24 protein-coding genes and 1 tRNA gene are annotated in these 23,317 nt (G+C 48.5%); 10 read left to right on the top strand and 15 right to left on the bottom strand.

What is annotated here, in order from left to right:
- Window positions 1–68 precede the first annotated feature (68 nt).
- Window positions 69–740, bottom strand: coding sequence for a hypothetical protein (locus VAE48_RS13080; RefSeq protein ID WP_322793775.1), 672 nt, complete (start codon window positions 738–740; stop codon window positions 69–71).
- A 222-nt stretch (window positions 741–962) separates the two neighbouring features.
- Here VAE48_RS13080 and VAE48_RS13085 point away from each other — a divergent pair, with 222 nt between their 5' ends.
- The 9 genes from VAE48_RS13085 to VAE48_RS13125 all read left to right on the top strand — a co-directional run bounded on the left by VAE48_RS13085 (window position 963) and on the right by VAE48_RS13125 (window position 9,303).
- Window positions 963–1,718: a YebC/PmpR family DNA-binding transcriptional regulator gene (locus VAE48_RS13085; RefSeq protein WP_322793776.1), complete on the top strand. Its 756-nt coding sequence runs from the start codon at window positions 963–965 to the stop codon at window positions 1,716–1,718.
- Window positions 1,719–1,723: 5 nt separating this feature from the next.
- Window positions 1,724–2,212 (top strand): crossover junction endodeoxyribonuclease RuvC, encoded by a 489-nt coding sequence (gene ruvC / locus VAE48_RS13090; protein WP_322793777.1) that lies wholly within the window; start codon window positions 1,724–1,726, stop codon window positions 2,210–2,212.
- Complete coding sequence (locus VAE48_RS13095; RefSeq protein ID WP_322793778.1) at window positions 2,209–3,033, top strand: RNA methyltransferase; 825 nt, start codon at window positions 2,209–2,211, stop codon at window positions 3,031–3,033. Before ruvC ends, VAE48_RS13095 begins: the two co-directional genes overlap by 4 nt.
- Window positions 3,030–3,608 carry a Holliday junction branch migration protein RuvA gene (ruvA, locus tag VAE48_RS13100; protein WP_322793779.1) on the top strand — a complete coding sequence of 193 codons (579 nt, stop codon included), beginning with the start codon at window positions 3,030–3,032 and terminating at the stop codon, window positions 3,606–3,608. Before VAE48_RS13095 ends, ruvA begins: the two co-directional genes overlap by 4 nt.
- Before the next feature lie 139 nt (window positions 3,609–3,747).
- Window positions 3,748–5,409, top strand: a complete 1,662-nt coding sequence (gene atpA, locus VAE48_RS13105; RefSeq protein ID WP_322793780.1) for a F0F1 ATP synthase subunit alpha — start codon at window positions 3,748–3,750, stop codon at window positions 5,407–5,409.
- 26 nt (window positions 5,410–5,435) lie between these two features.
- Window positions 5,436–6,335, top strand: coding sequence for an ATP synthase F1 subunit gamma (atpG, locus tag VAE48_RS13110; protein WP_322793781.1), 900 nt, complete (start codon window positions 5,436–5,438; stop codon window positions 6,333–6,335).
- A gap of 42 nt (window positions 6,336–6,377) precedes the next feature.
- Window positions 6,378–7,772 carry a F0F1 ATP synthase subunit beta gene (gene atpD / locus VAE48_RS13115; protein WP_322793782.1) on the top strand — a complete coding sequence of 465 codons (1,395 nt, stop codon included), beginning with the start codon at window positions 6,378–6,380 and terminating at the stop codon, window positions 7,770–7,772.
- Window positions 7,773–7,784: 12 nt separating this feature from the next.
- Window positions 7,785–8,219, top strand: a complete 435-nt coding sequence (gene atpC, locus VAE48_RS13120) for an ATP synthase F1 subunit epsilon (RefSeq protein ID WP_322793783.1) — start codon at window positions 7,785–7,787, stop codon at window positions 8,217–8,219.
- Between the two features lie 76 nt (window positions 8,220–8,295).
- Window positions 8,296–9,303: a rod shape-determining protein gene (locus tag VAE48_RS13125; RefSeq protein WP_322793784.1), complete on the top strand. Its 1,008-nt coding sequence runs from the start codon at window positions 8,296–8,298 to the stop codon at window positions 9,301–9,303.
- A 19-nt stretch (window positions 9,304–9,322) separates the two neighbouring features.
- Here the strand turns inward: VAE48_RS13125 and VAE48_RS13130 are convergent, their stop codons facing one another.
- The 7 genes from VAE48_RS13130 to VAE48_RS13160 all read right to left on the bottom strand — a co-directional run bounded on the left by VAE48_RS13130 (window position 9,323) and on the right by VAE48_RS13160 (window position 15,026).
- Window positions 9,323–9,943 carry a redox-sensing transcriptional repressor Rex gene (locus VAE48_RS13130; RefSeq protein WP_322793785.1) on the bottom strand — a complete coding sequence of 207 codons (621 nt, stop codon included), beginning with the start codon at window positions 9,941–9,943 and terminating at the stop codon, window positions 9,323–9,325.
- Between the two features lie 153 nt (window positions 9,944–10,096).
- Window positions 10,097–10,795, bottom strand: a complete 699-nt coding sequence (locus VAE48_RS13135; protein WP_416181046.1) for a zinc metallopeptidase — start codon at window positions 10,793–10,795, stop codon at window positions 10,097–10,099.
- Window positions 10,796–10,916: 121 nt separating this feature from the next.
- Window positions 10,917–10,988, bottom strand: a tRNA-Arg gene (locus VAE48_RS13140).
- A gap of 65 nt (window positions 10,989–11,053) precedes the next feature.
- Window positions 11,054–12,040, bottom strand: a complete 987-nt coding sequence (locus tag VAE48_RS13145; protein WP_322793787.1) for a PrsW family intramembrane metalloprotease — start codon at window positions 12,038–12,040, stop codon at window positions 11,054–11,056.
- Between the two features lie 22 nt (window positions 12,041–12,062).
- Window positions 12,063–13,082: an AIR synthase family protein gene (locus VAE48_RS13150; RefSeq protein ID WP_322793788.1), complete on the bottom strand. Its 1,020-nt coding sequence runs from the start codon at window positions 13,080–13,082 to the stop codon at window positions 12,063–12,065.
- Window positions 13,079–13,831, bottom strand: a complete 753-nt coding sequence (locus tag VAE48_RS13155) for a Mut7-C RNAse domain-containing protein (protein ID WP_322793789.1) — start codon at window positions 13,829–13,831, stop codon at window positions 13,079–13,081. Before VAE48_RS13155 ends, VAE48_RS13150 begins: the two co-directional genes overlap by 4 nt.
- The gene (locus tag VAE48_RS13160; RefSeq protein WP_322793790.1) at window positions 13,821–15,026 is read right to left on the bottom strand and encodes a radical SAM protein; all 1,206 of its coding nucleotides are present in this window, start codon (window positions 15,024–15,026) and stop codon (window positions 13,821–13,823) included. Before VAE48_RS13160 ends, VAE48_RS13155 begins: the two co-directional genes overlap by 11 nt.
- Before the next feature lie 106 nt (window positions 15,027–15,132).
- Here VAE48_RS13160 and VAE48_RS13165 point away from each other — a divergent pair, with 106 nt between their 5' ends.
- Window positions 15,133–15,840 (top strand): histidine phosphatase family protein, encoded by a 708-nt coding sequence (locus VAE48_RS13165; protein ID WP_322793791.1) that lies wholly within the window; start codon window positions 15,133–15,135, stop codon window positions 15,838–15,840.
- Window positions 15,841–15,857: 17 nt separating this feature from the next.
- Here the strand turns inward: VAE48_RS13165 and VAE48_RS13170 are convergent, their stop codons facing one another.
- The 7 genes from VAE48_RS13170 to VAE48_RS13200 all read right to left on the bottom strand — a co-directional run.
- On the bottom strand, window positions 15,858–17,132 hold the full coding sequence (locus VAE48_RS13170) for an MFS transporter (protein ID WP_322793792.1): 1,275 nt from the start codon (window positions 17,130–17,132) through the stop codon (window positions 15,858–15,860).
- Window positions 17,133–17,196: 64 nt separating this feature from the next.
- Window positions 17,197–19,428: a hypothetical protein gene (locus VAE48_RS13175; RefSeq protein WP_322793793.1), complete on the bottom strand. Its 2,232-nt coding sequence runs from the start codon at window positions 19,426–19,428 to the stop codon at window positions 17,197–17,199.
- Window positions 19,429–19,430: 2 nt separating this feature from the next.
- On the bottom strand, window positions 19,431–19,997 hold the full coding sequence (locus tag VAE48_RS13180; protein ID WP_322793794.1) for a 4Fe-4S single cluster domain-containing protein: 567 nt from the start codon (window positions 19,995–19,997) through the stop codon (window positions 19,431–19,433).
- A gap of 5 nt (window positions 19,998–20,002) precedes the next feature.
- Window positions 20,003–20,215 carry a DUF2997 domain-containing protein gene (locus tag VAE48_RS13185; RefSeq protein WP_322793795.1) on the bottom strand — a complete coding sequence of 71 codons (213 nt, stop codon included), beginning with the start codon at window positions 20,213–20,215 and terminating at the stop codon, window positions 20,003–20,005.
- A 10-nt stretch (window positions 20,216–20,225) separates the two neighbouring features.
- On the bottom strand, window positions 20,226–20,603 hold the full coding sequence (locus tag VAE48_RS13190; RefSeq protein WP_322793796.1) for a DUF1257 domain-containing protein: 378 nt from the start codon (window positions 20,601–20,603) through the stop codon (window positions 20,226–20,228).
- Window positions 20,604–20,614: 11 nt separating this feature from the next.
- Window positions 20,615–22,213 carry an Hsp70 family protein gene (locus VAE48_RS13195; RefSeq protein ID WP_322793797.1) on the bottom strand — a complete coding sequence of 533 codons (1,599 nt, stop codon included), beginning with the start codon at window positions 22,211–22,213 and terminating at the stop codon, window positions 20,615–20,617.
- Window positions 22,214–22,233: 20 nt separating this feature from the next.
- Window positions 22,234–23,317 (bottom strand): AAA family ATPase (locus VAE48_RS13200; protein ID WP_322793798.1); only part of this gene is annotated, 1,084 nt, incomplete at its 5' end.

The following is a 23,317-nucleotide window of genomic DNA, read 5'->3' on the forward strand; positions in this document are numbered from 1 at the left end:
ACCCACCGGTTGATCGTCGTTGCTCAACCGGTGGGCGAACCACTTACCATCTCTGAAGAACCTGCTGCTTATTGAGTTGGATAAGTTGTCATGGCTTCAATCGGCCTGGCAATGATGAAGATGCGCCCCCATGAAAGTTCACCCTCTTTTTCAATACAAGTCTGCAGGACAAGAGTACCTTTTTGGGTGTAGATTTCGTAAAACAAGTCGGTTGCAGTGATTACTTTTTTGTCCGGGTCTGCAAGGTTGACGAATTTTGAATAAGGGCTGTTAGGGGTTAATGCCTGATAGCGGCGGATTTCCTCAATCTGATATTCCTGAAAGGTTTTATCGCCATACACAATGGTGAGAATATCACCTTCCTGAAATTTGAAAAAAGTCTGTCCCATCAGGTAGTTATGAGCCAGCAGCGCCGTTACCCCGTATTGACCCGCAAGACTGAATTGGGTCAATTTCTGTGGATCGGTGCTGACAAAACCAGGAGCGTTTTTTGGCTGCTGAATGATTTCTGCCTGCAATAGCACAGGATGAAAAAGGCCAACCGGCGAAGAGCTTTGTTGAGGTTTGGCAACCTGCTCAATAAATAATTCCAGCGGATCTTGAGTTAATTGAACAATAAAGGGCGGGCGTCCATCCAGATATACAGGTAATCCCGTGAGGGGGATTGTCTGTTCAAGGGGAACCATGATGGTATTAAGGAAAATGGGCAGCATCAGAAAAAAATGTTGTAATTTCACCATGATCATCTGTGGTCATTTTTTGGATTTTATATTGTTTCAGTAATAATTTAGTATTATAACGGTGATAAATCAATATCAAATCCGGGGTTGTAAACATTCTGTAAGTTATGAGGTCCTGACAGTCTATTTTGGAAAAATCACGATGTTGGGGACAGCGGCATGGTATAATTTAGAAAATTTTGACAGTCTGGCACTTGTTCAGGTTTTGAAGGAGAACACAATATGTCTGGTCATTCCAAGTGGGCAACCATTAAACGCAAGAAAGGTGCTATGGACGCCAAGCGCGGGCAATTGTTCACCCGCCTGACGCGGGAAATTGTCCTTGCGGCACGGGAAGGTGGAGGAGACCCGGCAACCAATTTCCGTCTCCGGCTAGCGGTTGAAAAAGCACGCAGTCAAAATATGCCAAAAGAGAATATTGAACGTGCCATTAAGCGAGGCACGGGAGAATCCAAAGACGGCGCTGCATTTGAAGAGGTCTTCTATGAAGGTTATGCTCCACACGGTGTAGCCTTAATGATCGAATGCGTCACTGAAAACCGCAATCGCACCGTTGCTGAGATACGCCATGTGTTGACTCGCGCAGGCGGCAGTTTGGGAGAGGCAGGTTCGGTTGCCTGGCAATTCAAACGCGCAGCATATTTTGCAGTTCCTGGCGATGAATCTGTCATGGAAAAATTGTTTGATGTTGCCGTTGTTGCTGGCGCTGAAGATGTCAATTACGATGACGGCACCATTGAGATTATTGGCCCGGTAGAATCGTTCAAAACCCTTTCGGATGCTTTGCGTCAGGCCGGTTATCAACCGGAAGACGCAGGTTTACGGATGATTCCGACCTCAGAAATGGAGCTTGGAACGGAGGAAACCTTGCAGGTCTTGCGGGCGGTTGAAAGCCTTGAAGATCTGGATGATGTGCAGAATGTGTATCACAATCTGCGCATTTCTGAGGAGGCAATGGCTACTCTGGCTGAGGAATAGCCCTCGTGTTGGTGGTGGGTATTGATCCGGGGGTTGCGACCACCGGCTACGGTGTGGTTCGTGATACAAGAAACGGAATTTTACTGGTGGATTATGGTGTTGTAACCACCCCACCCAACCTGGTTCTGGCACAGCGCCTATTATTGCTGCATCAGGAACTGGAAAAAATAATTCAACTCCACCGTCCGGAAAGTGCGGCGGTGGAGAAATTGTTTTTTCAAAAAAATGTGACCACTGCCATAGCAGTTGGGCAGGCAAGAGGTGTGGCCTTGCTGACGATGGCAGAAAATCAGATTGAAGTGAGTGAATACACTCCGCTGGAAGTCAAACAGGCAGTTGCTGGTTATGGATCTGCCGATAAAAAGCAGGTTCAGTACATGGTCAAGGCAATTCTGAATATGGAAGTGATTCCAACACCTGACGATGCAGCCGATGCACTGGCAATTGCCATTTGTCATCTGCATAGTGTGCGATATAAAAATTTGGAAAAATGATTACCAGCCTATCCAACCCAACCATCAAACAAATCCGAAAATTGCGTGAGCGGAAGGAACGGCAGCAAAGTGGTTTATTTTTTGTTGAAGGTTTGCGGATTGTGGGTGAAGCGCTGGATTCAAACTGGCACATCGAACTCTTGATTTACAGTCCGACATTATTAAACAGCCTTTTTGGTCAACAACTGATAGAAAAGTTTCAAACCTCTGGCGGTAGAGTGTTACCTGTCAGTGAAGAAGTGTTTATTTCTCTTTCTTCCAAAGATGGACCCCAGGGAATTGCAGCCGTGATTCATCAAAAGTGGGCTGAATTGGAGGATATCGTGCCTCAGGATGAGGAAATTTGGGTAGCCCTGGATTCGGTGGCAGACCCGGGCAATTTGGGGACAATTCTGAGGAGCAACGATGCAGCCGGCGCAAGGGGGGTGATCCTGTTGGACCAGTGTACCGATCCCTATGACCCGATAAGTATCCGCGCCAGTATGGGGGCGGTTTTCAATCAGGTGTTGATCAGGGCCAGTTTTCAACAGTTCGCTAATTGGAAGAAGATCCATTCCATCCCTGTCATTGGCACTTCAGATAAGGCCAAAATAGACTACCACTTTTTCGATTATCCCATCCGCATGGTTTTACTGATGGGCAGTGAGCGGCATGGCTTGCAGGAAAAGCACTTTGCCATTTGCGATGAAATGGTGGCAATTCCCATGCTGGGTAAAAGTGATTCTCTTAATCTGGCAGTGGCAACAGCGTTGTGTGTATATGAAATTTATAATAAGAGGCGGGAAAATCGTCTACGACAGGAGGGCAATTCAATTTCATGATCGTTCATCTGCAAGGCGAAGTGGTTAGAAGCGACCGAGACAGTCTGGTGATTCAAGTTGGAAGCATTGGGGTAAAAGCGTTTGTACCGGTTACCACCGCACGGCAAACGCGGGTTGGGGATGCTGTTTTTTTGCATACCCATCTGGTTGTGCGCGAAGATGGATGGTCGCTTTATGGTTTTGAAACCGAAATGGAGAGGGACTTTTTCATCCTTCTACTGGGCGTGAATGGCGTTGGTCCGCGGATGGCGTTATCCATCCTTTCCACCCTTTCAGTGGAAAATATTCGTCAGGCAGTATTCAACGAACAGGCCGAACTTTTTGCGCGTGTGCCGGGGGTTGGCAAACGGACAGCCCAAAAAATTTTATTGCACTTACAGGGTAAAGTGGGTGAGGGAGGTCCCCTACAGCAGGCTATTAGCCTTATGGATGTTGACCTGCAAGTTTTAGAAGCCCTGACGGCGTTGGGCTATAGCGTCGTCGAAGCCCAAAGTGCAATACAATCTCTGCCGCGGGATGCTTCTGAAGATGTGGAAGAGCGATTGCGGCTTGCTCTTCAATTTCTTTCGAAGTAAAAAAGGATAAATTTGTCCACGCCTGCAACTGGACAAAGGTCTTTCTTTCTAGTATGATTTAACCCGTTAAGTTGGGAAACAGACGTATTTCGTTCGCAGTAATTTTGCCCGTCCAACCTCATTTTCTTTCGGAGGCTCAATGAGCGACCTGATCAAACAATTAACCAGCGACCTTCAGGAAAAGATTCAATCCTATCAGCCACATCTGGAGATCCGCAATGTTGGAACCGTTATCGAAGCAGGAGACGGTATTGCGCAAGTTGAAGGGCTGGCTGGGGTGCAATCCCAGGAACTGGTAGAATTTGAAAACGGCGTGATGGGGATTGCTTTCAATCTTGAAAAGGACAGGGTTGGCGTTACCATTTTAGGGGATTACCTGACCGTTTCCGAAGGGATGCAAGTCCGGTCTACCGGCAGAATTGCCTCCGTGCCGGTTGGAGATGGATTAATTGGACGGGTAGTCAACGCTTTGGGCGAACCCATTGACGGCAAAGGTCCAGTTGTTTTCAATCGATTCCGACCTCTGGAACGAATTGCACCGGGTGTAGTTGAACGGCAGGATGTGGATACACCGGTGCAAACCGGTATCAAAGCGATTGACGCCATGATCCCGATTGGGAGAGGGCAGCGGGAGTTGATTATTGGCGACCGCCAGACCGGTAAAACGGCTATAGCAATTGATACAATCATCAATCAAAAAGGCAAAAATCTGATTTGCATTTACGTTGCCATCGGTCAAAAAAAGGCTGCAATTGCCCGCACAATTGCATTACTGGAACGCTACGGCGCCATGGCGCATACTGTTGTGGTCATGGCGGCAGCGGATGAGCCGGCAGCCATGCAATACATTGCTCCTTATGCAGGCTGTGCCATCGGTGAAGAGTTTATGGAAAGCGGGCGTGATGCACTGGTAATTTATGATGACCTTTCCAAGCACGCCTGGGCATACCGACAGATTTCGTTGTTGCTGAGGCGGCCGCCGGGACGCGAGGCATATCCTGGTGATGTTTTCTATCTGCACTCCCGTCTTTTAGAGCGGGCAGCACGGCTTGCAACCCATTATGTGATTGTGCCCAAAACCTTTGAAGGGTCAAAAGCCAAAGCGGAAGATGGGGTGGATGGCAAAGAATATCGCGGTCCGCTGGCTAAACACGATGCCGAACAAGCCCTGAAAGCCCTGCCGGATGCCGATCAGTATAAAGTGTTACCGGTGGAAGGAACCGGCGGCTCATTAACGGCTTTGCCAATTATTGAAACCTTATTAGGTGATGTTTCTGCCTATATTCCCACCAACGTTATTTCCATTACGGATGGGCAGATTTATCTTGAATCCAACCTGTTTAATGCAGGTATCCGACCGGCCATTAATGTGGGTATTTCGGTATCCCGCGTGGGTGGTGATGCCCAGACCAAAGCGATGAAACAGGTTGCCGGCCGGTTGCGTCTGGACATGGCTGCTTTTCGAGATCTGGCGGCGTTCGCACAATTTGGCTCTGATCTCGACAAAGCCACCCAGGCACAGTTGAACCGCGGTTTGCGTTTGCAGGAAATTCTTAAACAGCCACAATACGAACCCATGTCATTGGAAAATCAGGTGATGGCCTTGTTTGCAGGGGTTAACGGGTTTGTTGATCATGTGCCGGTGGATCGGGTCAAGGCGTGGGAAAATGCTTTCCTGCGTTACATGGAATCTTCTCATCCCGATATCGGGAAAGATATTCAGGAGAAGAAATTGATTACTCCGGAAACCGAAGCCCGGTTAAGAGAAGCGATTCAGGGTTTTAACGCGGGTTGGATATAAATAAGGCTGCGAGTTGAGGAAGACGAATGCCATCTATTCGTGAAATGCGGCTGCGAATTCGCAGCATCAAAAATCTGGCTCAGGTTACACGGGCGCTGGAAACAGTAAGCGCCAGCAAGGTGAGAAAGGCGATTCAGGCCAATGAGCAGACCCGGCCATATGCCAAAAAAGCCTGGGAAGTGCTGGTGCATCTTTCCCGGCAGCCGGGGAGAAAAAACCTGCATCCCTTGCTGGCGGATAGAGAAGAAGCCAAGAAAGATTTGGTGTTGCTGGTAACATCTGATCGAGGTTTGGCGGGGGCCTACAATGTCAACATTGTGCGCCATACCCTGATTGCGATGCGCGAACATGATGTTCCAGCGGTATTTGTCACGATTGGTAGAAAAGGCCGAGACATGCTGATTCGCCGGCGCAGGCCAGTAATTGCTGAATTCAGCGGTTTGCCGGTCAATCCCTCGTTCAATGTGTGTGCGCCCATTGGAAAACTGGTGGTGGATGAATACCTGAGTGGAAATGTGGATGAAGTTTTTATTGCCTACACCGAGTTTATCAGCATGCTCAAACAGGAACCGGTCATCCGCCGCTTACTGCCATTAAAACCAGAAGAGGATTCAACCATCCAGTACATGAGTTCACCAACCGCTTCCAGCCGGGTATTTTCTTACGAGCCGGGAGCCGAAGAATTACTGGATGAAATTATCCCCCGCTTCACCGCATTGCAGATATATCAGGCTATCCTTTCAGCGCAGGCAAGTGAACATGCAGCTCGCATGGTTGCCATGCGCAATGCAACCGATAGTGCAAAAGAGTTGGTTGGAGTTTTGCAAATTGAATACAACAAAGCCCGGCAGGCTTCAATTACAAATGATATTCTGGATATTACTGGAGGCGCTGAAGCACTGGCTCAGGCAACCGCAGAAAGATAAGTAAGCAATTTCTGAGAGACAGATGGAGGAGTATTAAAGATTATGGAAAAAGCAACCGGTCGTGTGGTTCAAATTCTGGGTGGTGTAGTGGATGTTGAATTCCCGGCGGATGACCTGCCTGAGTTATATGAAGCCGTTGAAGTTGAGCGGGATGGTAAAGACCCCCTTATCTTAGAAGTGGAAAAACAATTACCCGATAGCTGGGTGCGCTGTATTGCCATGGATTCAACCGATGGGCTGGTGCGAAATTTACCGGCACGTCGAACCTTCGCCCCCATTAAAGTGCCGGTTGGAGAAGCCACGCTCGGTCGCATCTTCAATGTGCTTGGCAGACCGGTGGACAACCTTGGGCCGGTTGTTTCCGATACTTATTACCCACTTCATCGTCCTGCACCGACTTTTGCCGAACAATCAACGCGCGTCGAGGTCTTTGAAACCGGGCTGAAGGTGATTGACCTGATTGCGCCATTTACAAAAGGTGGTAAAACGGGCATTTTCGGCGGAGCAGGCACCGGCAAAACCGTCATCATTATGGAATTGATTCGCTCAATTGCCACTGTGCATCAGGGAAATTCGGTTTTTGCTGGTGTGGGTGAACGAACCCGGGAAGGAACCCAACTGTACCGCGAAATGCTGGAATCGGGCGTCATGAAAGATACCGTGATGGTCTTTGGGCAAATGAATGAACCGGCAGGTGTACGCCTGCGGGTTGCTCTTACGGCGCTTTCCATGGCAGAGTACTTCCGTGATCAGGGCAGGGATGTGTTGTTGTTTATTGATAACATCTTTCGGTTTACCATGTCTGGCTCGGAGGTTTCGGCTCTGCTGGGTCGTATGCCCTCGGCGGTGGGTTACCAGCCGACCCTGGCAACCGAGATGGGCGAGTTGCAAGAGCGGATTACCTCAACCCGCAACGGCTCGATCACCTCGATGCAGGCGGTGTATGTACCGGCAGATGACTATTCCGATCCGGCGCCAGTGGCAACCTTTACCCATCTGGATGCTACCATTGCATTGGAACGTTCTATTGTAGAGAAGGGCATTTTCCCGGCCGTAGATCCACTGGCATCCACCTCACGTATTTTGGACCCAAACATTGTAGGTCAAGAGCATTACACCACTGCCCGTGAAGTTCAGCGGGTGTTGCAGCGATACAAAGACCTTCAGGATATCATTGCCATTTTGGGTATTGACGAACTGAGTGAAGATGACAAACTAATCGTTTCCCGTGCGCGGAAAATTGAACGATTTTTCTCGCAACCGATGTTTGTGGCTGAAAAATTCACCGGACGTCCTGGCCGCTATGTGCCCCTCAAAGAAACGGTGCGCGGTTTTCGAGAAATTCTGGATGGTAGTTGTGATGATTTGCCTGAGCAGGCCTTCTACATGGTTGGAACGATTGATGAAGCCCGTGAACGAGCCAAAGAACTGGCATAAGTGAGTTGAAAGATGCCGATTCGCTGTGAAATTGTTTCGCAAGACCGAATAGTCTATCAGGACGATGTGGATATCGTTGTTCTGCCGGGCGTGGAAGGGGTAATGGGTATTCTTCCAAATCACTCTCCTCTGCTGACCATTTTGAAATACGGCATTATTACGGTGCGCAAAAAGGGTGAAGAGCAGTTTTTTACTGTTGCCGGCGGGGTGGCGGAAGTCCTGCCGGAAGCGGTTGTCATTCTGGCTGATGCCGCCGAAAATGTGATGGAAATCAACCTGGCACGCGCGGAAGAAGCCCGTCGTCGGGCGGAAGAATTGCTCAGTAAAATCAGTGATGTGGATACGGATGAATACCTGGCAGCGCAAGCTGCCTTACGCCGAAGTACTTTGCGGATCAGCGCTGCACAACGTTATCGTAGTGGGCAGCCCCGAATAGGCGGCGGTTAGGACATTCAGGGTATAATGAAAAGAAGGTGCCACTTGAGGGCATCTCATCTTTGTGAACGGAAGGATTAAGAGCGATATGCCTGCATTTTCAAGGGAATTGGGCATTGATTTGGGCACGCTCAATACCGTAATCGCCGAAGGCAATCAGATTTTACTGCAAGAGCCTACCGTGGTTGCGATTGTGGTTCAAGAACAAAAAATGGTCGAGTGGGGTCAGGCTGCCCGTGATATGATGGGGCGTGTGTCCGATAGTATCGAAGTGGTGCGACCTTTGCGGCATGGCGTGATTGCCGAGTTTGAAATTACTGAGAATTTATTACAATATCTGGTCAAGAAAATTTGTGGGCCAATGCTGATCTTTCGCCCCCGCATCATTTTGACTGTTCCTTATGGGGTTACCAGTGTGGAAACCCGCGCAGTCCATGAGGCCGGACTTGGCTCCGGCAGCCGAGAAGTTTTACTCATCAAACAGCCGCTGGCTGCTGCGTTGGGAATTGATCTCCCTATCAATACCCCGTCGGGTAATATGATCATTTCGCTTGGGGGCGGGACAAATCAGGTTGCCATCCTGGCGATGAATGACATTGTAACCGCAGAAACCTCCCGCACCGGCGGATTGTACATGGATGAAGCCATTGTCAATTATGTGCGAAAAAAGTTTGGGGTAATTATCGGTCAAAACACCGCCGAATTGCTCAAAATTCGAATTGGGGCCGCAATTCAATTAGAGCAACAATTAACCATGGAAGTGCAGGGCCAGGATCAGGTGACCGGATTGCCCAGACCCGTTAACCTGACCACGGATGATATTGTAGATGCTTTACAGGAACCTCTGGATGAAATTGTTGCATTGGTCAAACGGGTTCTTGAAAAGACGCCTCCCGAATTAATCTCTGATATCATTGACCGCGGGGTGGCGTTGTGCGGAGGGGGTGCGTTACTGCGCGGGATGGATAAATTTTTAACCAAGTCATTGGGTATTCCAGCATACCTTGTGGATAATCCGCTTACCTGCACTGCCGAAGGGGCTTGTCGGGCGCTGGCAATGAGGGATACGCTGCGGCGAAGTTTAATCAATTTTTAGATCTGCGGCCTTTTTCCGGTTATTCCAGATAATAGGTCATGTGCTGGAGTTTAATAATCGGGTCAATGTTCTCCACATGAATCCCGATGGGTAAATTTAGGCTGATTGGGGCATAGTTAAGAATGGCGCGAATGCCAGCCTTGACCAGTTCTTCTGCTACCGTTTGAGCAACAGCGGCCGGGACTGTCAGCATAGCGATTTTTATTCCCAATTGAGGGATGATTCGTTTCATTTCGCGGCTGTCTTGAATGACAAGGCCGGCAACTTGTTTACCTATTTTTTCCGGGTCGTTATCAAAGGCAGCAGTGATGCGAAAACCGTGTTCCGCAAAGCCCTGATAGCGGGCAAGCGCATTGCCTAAATCTCCCATTCCCACCAGGGCAAGATCCCACACTCTGTTTAATCTTAAGATCATTTGCAACTGTTCAACCAGATAGGCAACCGAGTATCCCGTGCCTTGTTTGCCAAATTCTCCAAATTGAGAGAGATCTTTGCGAATTTGGGCCGCCGAAATGCCAATTGCTTCACCCAACTCCTGAGAAGAGGTGGTTTTAATTCCTTCACGATGCATATGCTCTAAGGCTTGTAGATAGCGGGGTAGTCTCCCAACAACAATATCGGGAACGGTTCTGGTGATCATTTGACCTCGCTGGTAAACAAGATTGAACTCAGTTTAACTTGGTTTAATTTTACATTAACTATCCATTTTTTGTGCGGATTTTCACAGGAAAAAAATTAGCACATGGGAGTGCTGTTCCATGTGCTATGGTGTCAAGGAAAAAGTTTGAGCGAATCAGTCTCGATTGCGTCCCGTTAGCAAGAAGACATAGTAAAGAATGGTGGAAATGGCTTGCACAGCTGCCGCAACATAGGTCAGAGCTGCAGCATCGAGAACGCTATTAACCCCGCGGATCTCTTCGTTGTAAATTGTCCCAGAAGTGGCTAACCAGGCTTTGGCGCGCCGTGAGGCGTCAAACTCAACCGGCAGCGTAATCAGCGCAAAAACCGCCGCCAGAGCAAAGAGTCCGATTCCCAGCCAGGCAATAGAGGTGCCAATTGTCGGGGAGAGGAAAAAGCCGATAATAAAGATTATGGGGCCCAACCAGCTGCCAATTTGTACACCCGGTACCAATGCGGAGCGCAGCTGGAGCATGGCGTAACCACTGGCATCCTGAATGGCATGTCCTGCTTCGTGTGCAGCCACACCTGCTGCTGCAACGCTGTTGCTTTGATATACTTGCGGGCTCAAACGTAAGACTTTGACACGCGGGTCGTAGTGATCACTCAAAAAGCCTTGTGACGGCTCAACTCGAACATGGGCCAGGCCAACCGAATCGAGCATTCGGCGGGCAATTTGGGCGCCGGTCAAACCAGCGTAGGTCCTTACGCGGGAATATTTATTAAAAGCGCTTTGAACTCTAATTTGAGCCCAAAAGCCCAATATGAGCGCTGGCAGTGAGAAGAGGATGTATAAACCGTACCCTCCAAACATCAGTTCCATTGTCTAGTCCTCCATGTTAACACTTTTGTTCTCTGCATTGTCCAGAATATCGAAATTATTTATACCAGACAAGTATTAGTAGAATGTTAACAAAGGATAGATTAAAAATTAGTGCGCCCGCCGAGACTCGAACTCGGGCTCTTACCTCCGGAGGGTAATGTGATATCCACTTCACTACGGGCGCAAAAAATCCGTTATTCCGATGTGCCTAGATTTTACCACGCTTTCGGCGGCGGGCAAGATTTTGAATTAACCCACAAGCGGGCTTAATTGTGCCAGTTCACCGCGCAACTGAGCGATGATTTTGAGGTTGCCTTCTTCATCCCCCAATCGGCGAAATTGATGTTTTTTATGGGCGAGTTCGGCACACAATTGATAAAAATGAGCAATTGTGGGGAATGATGGTTTACCGAAATGATTTAGAAGTGTTTTGAAGCGGGCAATATTTGAGGACGAATTAAGATACTGTTCCAAAGAAATGATGCCCAATTGCACCTCTTCTTTCAATTCCGATTGAATTAACTTTTTCTCGTGATAAATGACATACAGGATGAAAATTCCCAAGCCGAGCCAGCCCGTCCAGTCAAATAATGTTCCGATCACAATGCCGGCAATACCAGGAATGATCGAGGGGATGGTATTATGGATACTGTGTAAAGCAATTGAAAGTAACAAACCACCTGTGGGGAACAACAATCTTTTGAAGCGGTGCGGTGAAAGGCGGCCAATTGCCAAACCGATGCCAAAAAATGCGGTGTAGAATGGATGTTGCCAGCCTACCAGAATCACCCTGATAAAGACCAGGGTTAATAAACCGGTATACCCGCTTTCGAGATACCCGTAATTAAAAATATAGTAGGTATTTTCTGTGGCGGCAAAACCCAACGCTGTAATTCCTGCATACACAATTCCATCTAAAATGGAGTCAAACTCTTTGCGGTAAAAGAAAAAGACGATCAGCACGGCCATCCCTTTGAGGGATTCTTCAATGATTGGGGCGATCAGCGAACCGGTGGTTTGTTGGGCAATCAGCTCTGAGCCGGTTAAGATAAAAATTCCTGCTCCAAGCAAGGTGTTGATCAAAAAGGCAAAACCAGCTGCAACGACAGCTCCCCACACGAAAGCCCCACCCAACAGGTGGCGGGGTTCTTTCTCGTAACGGTCAAGCCAGTAAACAAAGAAGGCAAAAACCAGCATGGGTAAGAAGCCGAAAATGACCGACAGGATAAAGCCCATGTTCTGAATAACTCCCGATTATTTAGACAGTTTCATATACTCGTGCAATCTCATCGCGGGTAAATTTGGTCAGCAGTTGCCGGCCATGTTCGGTGATTTGATAAACGGCTGGCTGACCACTTTCGATTTCGCCGATGACGGAAGCGTTAATGCTCTCTTTCCGCAAGGCTTTGATAATTTCCAGACCCGATTCGGCGGAAGCGGCAATGAGGAGTGCTCCTGATGCGATGCTACCCATGGGATCTAGCCCAAAAATATTGCAAACTTTACGGGAAAGTTGAGGGATAAATATTTCAGAGGGATCAATGACCAGAGTTTTCTGACTGGCATATGCCAGTTCCCAGAGGGCGGTTGCCAGCCCGCCCTCGGTCGGGTCGTGCATGGCATGGACTTCTCCTGCTTTGACCGCAATTTCTGCATCGCGGCTTACCGAAATGCCGGGTTCTTTAAGAAAATTTTGAGCTTGATCAACTTCAAATTCGCTGAGGACGCCTTGCAGCCGCTCGGGAAATTCTTTTGCCAGCAGGGCGGTAGCCTCGATGGGGATGCCTTTGGTTAAAATCAGGACATCGCCGGGTTTAGCGCCTAAGGGAGTAATGACCTTTTCGCGGGTAGTTTCTGCAATCAAAGTGGAAACCAAAATTGGCCGATCCAAGCCGCTGGTTACTTCGGTATGTCCGCCGATCAGCACAATTCCCATTTGACGGCAGGTTTCACTCACCTCTTCGGCAATTTCTTTGACCATTGAAGGGCTGGTTTTATTCTCCGGAAGCAGCAGGGTAAGCAGCATCCATTGCGGACGTGCTCCAGTTGTGGCAATATCATTCGCGGCAATTTGTACGGCATACCAGCCGATCTGGCGGGTTGCAAATGTGATCGGTTCGCTCTTAAAGACCAGACAGCGTTCACCAAACTCAACCACCGCACAATCCAGACCAATGCCGGGGCCGACGATGACCCGCTCGGATTGAGTGGGGAGAGTGTTAATCAGTTGCTGTAAAAATTCAGGGGGTAGTTTTCCAACCGGGAATGTAAAATTCATTTTTCCTCGTTGTTGATGATGGCAAAGCGTTGGATAATCGGTTTGATGCGATCGTAGTGAGAGCCTTTCCAGTAGATTTGACCACACTGCGAACAACGGCTGAACTCGTTATAGTACTGGCGGGTTAATGGCAGCAAATGTTGAAGGATTGCCTCTTTTGCCACCCGTTCTAAGAGGCCGTTGCAGCGCGGGCAACGGGTGAAGGGTTTGAAATAGGACGCAAGTTGAAATTGGCGAGTGACCTCGTCTAACTGGGAAAGTGGGTTGTCCGCCCGCACGCAATAACCCCGCTGAATCACTTTTCTCTTCAATAAGCCGCGATCACGGGTCAAGACGATGCGACCCTGTTCGGCGGCAATTTGAGCAATATCGGCATCTTCAAATTTGGGATTGTAACCGGCATCAATACCCAGCAAGCGTAAATATGCCGTCAATTTACCCAAGTGGTTGTCCAGTATGAATTTTGGGCAATTGTCGGTGGAGGTTTGCTGATCCAGTTGACCGGGGTAAATGTGGATCAGGTCGCCAGGTAGGGGATGAAAGGTCAAGTCCGCTTCTTGCTGGTTGACAAGGATTTTCCCAACTTCGGGGTGTGGCACACCCAGGGCTTCAATAATGTGCTTGAGGGAGGTCTTTTCGCGCAGTTGAAATTGGATGGTGCAAGATTCCGATTTGGATTTAAAGAAATCGGTCAAAGCGCCATGGAAAATGACCGTAATCTCACCCCGGTAAATCGATTCAGTAGACAAATTCACGGATGTCATAGCGGCTGATGTGCGGAGTGCCTTTTTTCCCGAAAACCAAATTGTTTTCAATCGCTTCGCCCTGTTGAATACGCTTTTCTGCACTTAAGGGTTGAAGGGAATTCTGGTAAGCCGTTTGAACATAGGGGAGGTTTTCATTTTCGACCAGCTCGGAGAAGTAAATCAAATCTTCCATGTCCAGTGGCATTGCGTTGATTAACCGGATTGTATCTTGAATATGGGCTTGTGCATAAGTTTCACCACCTGCTCCCAGCAGCACGATGATTCCGACCGCCACACCGCCTGCTTTGATGTTGCGAACGGCTTGTAATACATCCTGCGGCGTGCCGGGTTTGCGTAAGAATTTAAGCAGCGGTTCATGTCCGGATTCCATGCCAATGTAAATCCGTTTCAGACCCAATTCAGCCAGGCGTGAAAAATCCTGTGGGGTTTTGCGCTCCCCGCTAAAACCATCCAGAAATGCAAAAATGCCGCCCAGTTTTTCCACATCCAGTTCCTCATGAATTACTTCCATAAGGCTGATCAAGCGTGGCATTGGAATGACAAGCGCGTTGGCATCGCCCAGGAAGATGGTGCGGCGCAAACTGAGGCCTTCCCCCAAAAATGCTTTTACTGCACGGATATGTTCTCGAAATTCATCAACTCGTTTTATTCGGAAAGGACGATCGCGGTAGAAATCGCAAAAGGTGCAGGTATTAAAGGAGCAGCCTTCGGTTGCCTGTAAAACAACCGAGATATATTGATCGGGTGGAAGAATGCCGATCGGTTTGTAAACCCGGAAATAGCCGAGTGCATCGGCTTCAGCGGCGGTGTTGTCGAAGGCGGCAGCGGTTTGTAAATCGCGCCAGCCCTTGTCGTTTAGCGGTGGGTTGAGAACAATTTTTTGAGAGCGTAAGTCGCTCGTCAGCTTGCAGAGGAGAGCATGACCGCGTTCAATTAGATCAGCCGATTCAGGTGGGGTAAGCCAACGACGCTGGCGGGTTTTCTCACCAGTCTGCCATTTGGCAACAATTTTGCCATCCAGACCACGCCGATAGGAAATTTCATCTACCAGCGCTGTCCACAGGCGACCCGCGAGGTCATAACTGAATACCTCCCTGCTCCCCAAACTGATGGTGAGGCAGTTTCCTTTGACGCTGATGGTCAGAGATTGATGATTCCAGAAACCTTGATGAACCATAAACAAGATTTTTTGAACGGTATAATAAAGCGATGTTCCAAAATTATCTGTGAATTATATACCAAATAGGCACACCCTCCACCAATCGAAAAAGGAAAGCGAAATAATGCGTATTCTGTTTATTCGACATGCTCAATCAACCAATAACTTATTATGGGAACAAACCGGCAGCAGTGATGGGCGTTCCAGCGATCCAACGCTGACGGAATTGGGGATAAAACAATCGCTGGCATTATGCAATCATTTCGAGCGATATCTGTCCAGAGAGGGTGACCCTCAAATCCATAAACCAGATAGTATTCACCTTTACAGCAGCCTGATGTGGCGTTCTCTTCAAACTGCACAGCCCATTGCAGAAAAATTGGACTTAAAAATCCTGGGATGGCGGGATTTGCACGAAGTCGGTGGTGTTTATCTCAAAGATCCCGAAACGGATCTCAACATCGGTCTGCCCGGTAAGAAACAGACCGAATTACAAAGCGCTTTTCCGCGCTTGAAGTTTGTGGAGAATGTTGATCAGGAAGGCTGGTATAACGCACCTTTCGAAACGGACGAACATGCTCACTTCCGCGCCAAACGAACCATTCACCGGTTGATGGAACGCCACCGCAATACGGCCGACGTGGTGGTGATGGTCAGTCATGGTGCGTTTTTCAATTATTTTATGACGGAACTGCTGGGGGTGGCTTCTCCCTATCAGGGCTGGTTTGTGATGAACAACACGGGAGTGACCTGCATTGAAGTGGATAATGAGGGCACCTATATTGTCTTTGTCAATCGAGTTGATCACTTGCCGGTTGAGTGGGTCAGTTAGGTCTTGAGTTGGTTGACTCATCCAGCCGGGGAAGGTTGATTGCGAATAAAGATCAACTGGCGGTTACGCCAGAACATGACAAAACCGATGAGTTGCAAGGCTCCGCCGACTACCAGCGCAATGCTGAGCCCGGCAAGGTCTGCGATCAGTGTGCCAATCAGGGGTGAAAGGATGGATGATATATATTGGAGACCTTGAGCGATTGAAACAAATGTGGCGCTGTATTCGGTTGGGACGGTTTTCATCAGCTCGTCGAAAAAGACCAGATTCAAGCCGGCCTGAAAAATGCCGTTGATCCCGGCGAATAAGGTGATAAGAACCACATTATGTGTACTGGCTACGAGGATTGGATAGAGCGCTGCTCCTAAGGTGGTCCAGAGCAGTACATTTCGTGAACCGCGCCGACGGGATTGTTGAGTCCAGAAAAAGTAACCCACGATGACAATCGCCGTCTGAGCCATATTGATCGTGGCAATCCAACTGTTACTGGCCTGCACTTCCCGCACAAAATAAAGCGGAAAGAGAGGTAAGGTCAAGGCTGCTCCTGAGAGGAATACAAAGCGCTTAATCACAAAAGATTGAAATGGTTTTTCACCACTCAAGAGGATGCGATATTCTTTGAGGGTTTCTCGAAGTGGCCTTTTCCCCTGTGTGTTTGGTTTTTGAAAATCGGGCAGGTTGATGTGAGAAGAAAAATAGTAGCTGATTAATCCACCAATTGAAAGAAAAATAAAGATGACCTGAAAGTTGGTTGGGAATGCTATACGGTCTAAAAATTGTCCGATGATGAAAACCGCTATGGCAGTAGTAACTCCCAGAATTGACCAACGCCGGGTCATTAATTCGTAACGCAAATTGGGGCCTGCCACAGCATTCATGACCACCGAAAAGGAGATGTTCAATAAGGTTTGTGGAATTGTAGCCAACGCCCAAACGAGGAGAATGCCGGTAATCAGTGGCTGACCCTGAAGCAGAAAAGCCAGAATGCCGGTGAGAGCGTAACTCATGATGACGCCCAAACGGGCAAGACTGAACCACGGGATAATCTTTTTTTGATTTTGTAAAAATTGCCCCATGGGTATTGCCAGAATCAAGCCTGCCAGGGCTGGCATGGATGTCAATAGACCAATTTCGTAAGAGGTTGCCCCCAAACGGGTAAGAAAAACCGGTAAAAATGGCGCAGCTGCGTTCGCCAGTCCAACACCAATGGCGTCTATTTGTACATTGGTGAAATTCTTTGATTGTATCCTGTCCAGTTCTGTAGGATTTGAAAATAACTTTTTGAGGTTCACAATGGATGATCCAAAGGGTTCAATTCAACCAAAACCCCATTATACTCTTCCCCATTAAAGTTTTTTACAACAAAATGTCAAATTCACCAATTTGGAGCGGCTCAGCTTCACCGATTTGAATATCAAAACGCGCGCGCCAATGCAACAATTGCAGGGCAAACTCCAACCATTGGCGGCTAGAAATTGGCATATCCATTTTCAGCCAGCCGGTAATTTTTTCAATCCATTCATGCAGGTCGCTTTGAATGGGTTGAAAGTACAAAAGGAAAGGCTGTAAATCCCATATTACTACTTTGCCATCCGTGCTGGAACTGATGAGCAGGTTTCCATCAGGAGTGAGGCCAAGTCCAGAGGCTGGTTGGGTGTGGAGTTCGCTTTCCAGGATGACTTCCAGGTCCGTTTCGTGCCAGGCATTTATTTTGCCGCTAATTTCCATACCAAAAAGCAGCGGTACAGTGGGATGATAGATGAGATGGTTCAAAGGCGAGCCCGTGGAGCGGCCTGGAGTAAGCGGCTGATAGGTGGATAGACTGAATTGTTGAATCGTCGCAGAACGAGAGGCAATCGCCAGTTTCTGGCGGGAATTGACTGCTAAGGCAAGAGGAACCCCATCCATTTCAGAAATTGAATGAATTGGTTGACCACCACTCATGGGGAAGAAATTGCAGGTGCGATTGGCACTGGAATAAATCAATAATTGATTATCCGGGGAAATGGTCAGTGAAAAAATCTCTTGTCCAGTTTCGATAGGGGGTTGAGAGGTCAAACCACTGGGGAAGTGCCACGAGAAAATTCTGCCGTCAAAACCAGCTGAATGAACCCTTCGTCCGTCCGATTGGAAAATGATGGACCTGATCTGGCCTTGATGTCCTTCCAGAGTTTTTACCAGGGCGTAGTCCTGACGACGAAAAATGCGAATGCGTTGATCGCCACCAGCGCAGACAAGATAAGTTGCCTGTGGATCGTAAGCAAGCACACGTGTCGGAGCCGTTGGACTGAGCAGGGGTTTTTGCCATTCAAGTGTGATCAGACTGAGCAATTGAATTGAGGATTCTAGACTGCCAAATGCTACTTCGGTCCCAAATGGTGAAACTGCCAAACAGGTATTGCTGCCGGCAGGGGATTGAAGAACAGTTCTTGAAGGGAAGGGCAGCGGTTGAGGCAGACATCCTTTCGCTTGTTGTGCAATCTCGCTCAATTCCGGTTCTGAGCTGAAAACGTCCGGTGCGGCGGTCAATTGAGCGAGCAGCCAGGCTGCCCAGTAAAGAGGAGCATAATTCAAAAGGCGCACCCAGGAATTATCCCGCGGATTGGAAAGAATAGTTATCCGGATTTTCTCCCAATCTGACGGGCTTAACTCCCAGATCATCAAGGCGGGCCGGTAATTGGAAAGATTGGATAACCACCCAATTTGACCCGTTGTGCGGGCATGCGCCAGGACTTTTTGGCGTAAAGATGGGCTGGCAGATGAGTAAGCTTCCAACAGCCAGTGATGAGTGAAGTCGTATGTTTCGTACTGCTCCCACTGGCTGGATAGAAAGTAGAACAGGGCTTTTTCGGCGGGTAGAAAAGGCGAGTAGTTCCGCTGAAGACAGATTTCTCGCGCGGCAGGGTCATCATAACTGATTACCAACCGACAAAGCGTGTTTTGAGCAGCAGTGTTTCCCGAATCGGCGAGGATAGTTAATTGTTGCAGGATTAATCGCTTTTCGATTTGTGAGGATTGGGGATAGAACCTGACGAGAAAGTCGCTCTTTTCTTCCTGATCCAGCCACAGCGCATTCAGCAAATTGGAAAGTCTGTGTTTGAAAGAAGAGTTGGCAGATTGGATGATTTTCAGCCGGGTGGAAGGCTGGGCCAGGTGGAAAAAATAGTCGGCTAACCGCGTGAAGTCTTTGTCGAATTGCGCATAGTCATCATCGGTGAGGTACATAAACGAAAATGCCGCTTGAAGCTCGGGCTGAGGGGAAGTCAACGGATGTTTTTGGAGAAAAGAAATGGCCCCGGAATGATTACCTTCTACTGCGAGGCGGTACAACCCTAGAACCGCGTCTGATAGATTCTCGCGGCTTAACTGAAAGAGGGCATTCAGGGCATCTTCGCGAATTTCGGGAATTGGAGCGGTAATACAAACATCCTCAAGCAGGGCAATGCTATGCGGGTTGGGGTAAGAGAGCAGCTCGCGAATGATTCCCCTATGGATCAACCGTAACAGTATCTCTTTGGGGAGCGCCGGAATCTCGCTGATCGAATGGAGCGTGCGACGAAAATCTTCCAGAAAAGGCTGGTCATTCATGTTTATCGCAGAACGAGTGGATGGATTCCGCTTGAAATGATTTCTCCGTTGGGTTGGATAATTACTTCGGCAGAGGGAACACTTTGGAGATCATTCATGGAATAGCGCGAAGTAAAGAAATGAATCGTTTTATTGCCTGATCCAATCCATGGATTGCTTGAGGGAACCGTATGGTCGTACCGGCCGGCGATAAGCACATCCACCAGGTAAATCAACCGATCTGACTGGGGCATGGCGCGGATTTCCTCAAATGTAAAACCGCTAAACACGACGATGGAAAGACTTGTTTCATTCCGGATTTGTGTCAGAAAACTCAGCAGCGGTTTAAGCTGTTGTAAGGGTTCTCCGCCGCTGATGGTCAGCCCCTCAATTTTGGGGTGAATACGCAATAACTTTTTTAGAAGTTCACTTATAAGAACTGGTTTTCCGCCAGAAATGGTATGGGTGGAGGGGTTGAAACAGCCCCTACAATTTAAAGTGCAACCCTGCAGCCAGAGGACAGCCCGTCTGCCGGGGCCGTTGGAATAACTGAGGGGTTCAAAATGATGAACACGCAGCGAATTTTCCAAGCGGACTATCCTTTGATTTCCACGGGTGGAAGGAAATTGCTGTTGTCAGAGGTGGTATCCTGACTTTCAGCAGTTAACTTGCGCTCAACCAGATGGTTGCCAAGCGCTGCTTCAAGAGATTGGGTGATTTCCAGACAGGTGGTTCCCTTTACACCGCGAACGCTGATTTCAACCTGCCCGTTGGGGTGAATTGTCAACTCAACTTCTTGAATGTCCATGGAATCACCGTTATCCCATCCGCCGCATTAATAAGTGAATTTTACCAGCCTCGTCTTTTTCTTCGACGAGATAAAAGCCCTGCTCTTCCAGTTTTTGACGAGCGGCGTGATACGCATATCGCTGGTTGATCTGACGGACGAGGGTCTGACGCTTAACGCCGAGTACACCAAACCAATCAGCAACCATTTCAAATTTACCATGATGTTTTCGGAAACCAATTTCACTGCTTAACAGCGGGCGGATTTTAATTTCCACTCCCATCTTTTCACCGCGCAAAGAAGTAATGGTCAGGTCTCCTTGTTCAACTTCATATCCAAGGTCGCGCAAAGCAAGCATGAGAATTTCCGCATCTACCCATTCTGTCTTAAGTTTTGAAATATGCGACATGTATGGATTCCTCAGGTCAAGCGGATGACGGGCTGGTTTTCCAATATGATAATCCCGGTCTGCAAATCGCGGGCGGTAATGGTCAATCTTTTTTGTGAGTCGATGTGAAAAGCCACTTCAAAGCGAGGGATATTCGCTTCAGCAGGGGGATTAGCGGTCAGGAATGTCGGCGAATGTTCATTGACATAAAAATAAGCGCGTTCTTGAACTTGCCGGACAGGCAGCTCAACAATCCGTGCGCAACCTTGTGGATCGAAGATCAGCTCAATATTTTCCTGAGAAAAACTGCTTTGCTGATGATCCCGAACTTCAAAAATAGACATTCCCAGTTTTTGCTGGCCATTATGAGAGGCCTTGATTGTCAGTCTGGCTATAGGTTCAGTGGTGGGATAGGGTGTGCCGCTGGGAACGATTTTATGAAAGGCGTACTGGCGGGTGCTTGGATCAAGGTAGCGGATTGCATAATCGTGGCGGATGTGATCGAGAATACCTGCCCCAGCCGCAAAAAGTGCGGCACCCCGCGCGACTGCATCCAGCGGGCGGTTCAACTCAACCCGCTGTGAGCCAAAAAAGTGTTGTAAATGTTGCTGTACCGAGGGAATCAAGCTGCTGCCGCCAATCATTAATACCGATTGGATTTGATCTTCGGAATAACCCTTTTCCTTTGCCTGATTGAGAACATTGCGTAGCAAGTGGTCAATTTCGGTGAAAAGATGGTTTTGAATAAGGATTGTTTCAAATTCATCCCTGTTGACCGAAAGATTAATGGTGGCGCCGTTACCTAATTGAAGATCTCCGGTTGAGGATTTCTCATGGATGGAGAGGGATTCCTTTAATCTTTCGCAGGCAGATAAGATTTGATTGCTGGATTGTCTTACCACAGGGTGATCTTCAGACAAGTCGAAGCGCTTGAGCAGTTCCTGATAAAGCCATTGGTCAATCCGCATACCGCCAATGTTTTTACCGGCTTTGCCTAAAACGCGGCATAAAGGTTTGCCGCCGACCAGGGATTCGTTTTGCATGATCACCATAGCGGCGTGCATTGTTCCGCCGCCAAAATCAAAAATCAAAAAAACACTGCCGGGTTGAACAGAAAGACCGTAACCCACGGCTGCGGCGATTGGTTCGTCAATCAGAACGAAATTGTTCAAGCGGTTCGATTCGGCCAGGGTATTCAACCAGTAGTTGTAATCTTCAAAGGACTCAACCGGTGCGCTGAAGGCAACTTTATCAGGTCGGACTCCATGTTCTGCACGTAAAAATGCAAAAATGGCTGTGAGAAAATCCTGGGCAGCCTGGGCGGGGGTTATATTATGATTGTCCAGCTGAATGCGAATAGGGCTGCGGTTGACAATATATTGTTTCATCCAGCGCAGCGTTCGCCGTGAGGCAGGGGAAGCATGTTCACGCACCTGTTGACCGATCCAGATGCGCCCGTCTGACGAATAGTGGATCAGGGAAGGGATGAGCGGTACCTCATCTGTACCTTGCACCACCAGGCGGCTGTAAGTGGGGATGGGAATAAGAGATATGAGTTGGGATTGTTCATCCCAACCAGCGATCAGTGTGTTGGAGGTACCAAAATCAATTCCTAAACTGGAATATTCCATCCCGATTTACTCTGAAAAGCCTAACCTGCTGAACGGATATCCAGTTGAATGGGGACGAATTGATGTTCGGCATCCTCTGTTTTTTGGAAAGAGGCTGATTGAGCACGGCCTTCTCGCAGCCAGTTGCGCAGCATGGTAATGTTTTCGCGTTGAGAAACTGAAAGTGGTACCTGACGCTTAAGCGCGTACAGAATATCTTCTGTGGAAAATTCCCGTTGACCATCGTTGAAACCGATATACATTGCATCAATGACGGCCTGTTCAATTTCCGAGCCCACGTAACCGCTGGCGGCTTCTGCCAGAAGGTCAAGATCGTAATCCAGCGGAAGGCGAGCGCGTTTGCGCAGATGAACGGCGAAGATTTCACGTCGTTCTTCAAATGTTGGAAGATCAAGGAAGAAGATTTCATCGAAGCGGCCGCGACGGAGCAGCTCCGGCGGGAGGCTGGAAATATCATTAGCAGTGGCAACAACAAAACATGGGGCGGTTTTTTCCTGCATCCACGTCAAAATTGTGCCAAAAACGCGCGTACTTGTGCCACTGTCTAAACCGCCGTGGGCCAGTGCCTTCTCCATCTCGTCGATCCAGACCACACAGGGAGAAACAGTTTCAGCCAATTTCAGCGCGCGGCGGGTACGTTCTTCCGATTCACCTACCAAACTACCGAACAACGAACCAACATCCAGGCGTAATAAGGGTAAGCGCCACAAACCACCAATCATTTTGGCGGTCAGACTTTTACCTGTGCCGGGGATGCCAATCAAGCCAATTCCTTTTGGAGCAGGTAAACCGTAGGCGCGCGCCTCCTGAGAAAAGGCGCGTTCGCGCAATCTCAACCAGTTTTTCAGCACCTCTAAACCGCCGACATCGTCAGGTGTTTCGGTGACTGCAAAAAATTCCAGGGCTTCACTTTCGCGGATAATTTGTTTCTTTTCTTCCGTGACCAGATCAATGTCCCGGTCATCCAGCAAACCGTCTTTAACGATGGATTTGGCAAAGACCCGCTGAGCCTGAGCAGCGGTCAAGCCAATGGCTGCCTGCACCAGCTTTTCTTTTCCTAAAGGCGTAAGGTTGACTTTTACACCGGGGGTCTGAATCAGGCGG

This window comes from Bellilinea sp. (genome assembly GCF_034432615.1).
Taxonomy (GTDB): Bacteria; Chloroflexota; Anaerolineae; order Anaerolineales; family Anaerolineaceae; genus Bellilinea.

Excerpts from the sequence above, each read along its gene's own strand:
- VAE48_RS13080 (WP_322793775.1), bottom strand. The coding sequence starts at position 740 with ATGGTGAAATTACAACATTTTTTTCTGATGCTGCCCATTTTCCTTAAT.
- VAE48_RS13085 (WP_322793776.1), top strand. The coding sequence starts at position 963 with ATGTCTGGTCATTCCAAGTGGGCAACCATTAAACGCAAGAAAGGTGCT.
- VAE48_RS13095 (WP_322793778.1), top strand. The coding sequence starts at position 2,209 with ATGATTACCAGCCTATCCAACCCAACCATCAAACAAATCCGAAAATTG.
- ruvA (WP_322793779.1), top strand. The coding sequence starts at position 3,030 with ATGATCGTTCATCTGCAAGGCGAAGTGGTTAGAAGCGACCGAGACAGT.
- atpA (WP_322793780.1), top strand. The coding sequence starts at position 3,748 with ATGAGCGACCTGATCAAACAATTAACCAGCGACCTTCAGGAAAAGATT.
- atpG (WP_322793781.1), top strand. The coding sequence starts at position 5,436 with ATGCCATCTATTCGTGAAATGCGGCTGCGAATTCGCAGCATCAAAAAT.
- atpD (WP_322793782.1), top strand. The coding sequence starts at position 6,378 with ATGGAAAAAGCAACCGGTCGTGTGGTTCAAATTCTGGGTGGTGTAGTG.
- atpC (WP_322793783.1), top strand. The coding sequence starts at position 7,785 with ATGCCGATTCGCTGTGAAATTGTTTCGCAAGACCGAATAGTCTATCAG.
- VAE48_RS13125 (WP_322793784.1), top strand. The coding sequence starts at position 8,296 with ATGCCTGCATTTTCAAGGGAATTGGGCATTGATTTGGGCACGCTCAAT.
- VAE48_RS13130 (WP_322793785.1), bottom strand. The coding sequence starts at position 9,943 with ATGATCACCAGAACCGTTCCCGATATTGTTGTTGGGAGACTACCCCGC.
- VAE48_RS13135 (WP_416181046.1), bottom strand. The coding sequence starts at position 10,795 with ATGTTTGGAGGGTACGGTTTATACATCCTCTTCTCACTGCCAGCGCTC.
- VAE48_RS13145 (WP_322793787.1), bottom strand. The coding sequence starts at position 12,040 with ATGGGCTTTATCCTGTCGGTCATTTTCGGCTTCTTACCCATGCTGGTT.
- VAE48_RS13150 (WP_322793788.1), bottom strand. The coding sequence starts at position 13,082 with ATGAATTTTACATTCCCGGTTGGAAAACTACCCCCTGAATTTTTACAG.
- VAE48_RS13160 (WP_322793790.1), bottom strand. The coding sequence starts at position 15,026 with ATGGTTCATCAAGGTTTCTGGAATCATCAATCTCTGACCATCAGCGTC.
- VAE48_RS13165 (WP_322793791.1), top strand. The coding sequence starts at position 15,133 with ATGCGTATTCTGTTTATTCGACATGCTCAATCAACCAATAACTTATTA.
- VAE48_RS13175 (WP_322793793.1), bottom strand. The coding sequence starts at position 19,428 with ATGAATGACCAGCCTTTTCTGGAAGATTTTCGTCGCACGCTCCATTCG.
- VAE48_RS13185 (WP_322793795.1), bottom strand. The coding sequence starts at position 20,215 with ATGGACATTCAAGAAGTTGAGTTGACAATTCACCCCAACGGGCAGGTT.
- VAE48_RS13190 (WP_322793796.1), bottom strand. The coding sequence starts at position 20,603 with ATGTCGCATATTTCAAAACTTAAGACAGAATGGGTAGATGCGGAAATT.
- VAE48_RS13195 (WP_322793797.1), bottom strand. The coding sequence starts at position 22,213 with ATGGAATATTCCAGTTTAGGAATTGATTTTGGTACCTCCAACACACTG.